General features: G+C 72.2%; 1 pseudogene. It reads left to right on the top strand.

Annotated features, from left to right (window positions below):
- Positions 1-138: pseudogene (locus tag BN358_RS27800) on the top strand (MerR family transcriptional regulator); the annotation flags it as partial.
- Positions 139-353 lie beyond the last annotated feature (215 nt).

Here is a 353-nt window from a genome sequence, read left to right as displayed (position 1 = left end):
ATGCACCCCCAGACCCTGCGCGGCTACGACCGGCTCGGCCTGGTGGTGCCCGGCCGGTCCCGTGGCCGGGGGCGCCGCTACTCGCTGCGTGACATCGCCAAGCTGCGGCACATCCAGCACCTGTCCCAGAACGAGGGATCAACCTGGAGGCGTGCGCCGGATCCTCGCCCTGAGGCCGAGCTCGACGCCGTCCGCGGTCAGCTGCCCGGCTCGCCGAGGTGGTGAACGAGCTCCAGCTGCTGCCGGAGGGCTCGCGCCTGTTCACGGCCGAGCAGACCGGCCAAGTCTATCTCGGCCGCGTCCGCAGGCATCCGCCGCGGGAGATCACCTCCCGCTGAGGGCCGGCTTCGCTA

The sequence above is a fragment of the Sedimentibacter sp. B4 genome, from assembly GCF_000309315.1.
Taxonomy (GTDB): Bacteria; Bacillota; Clostridia; order Tissierellales; family Sedimentibacteraceae; genus Sedimentibacter; species Sedimentibacter saalensis.
Note: the sequence above shows the minus strand (reverse complement) of the source record. Positions and strands in the feature narration are given on the sequence as shown.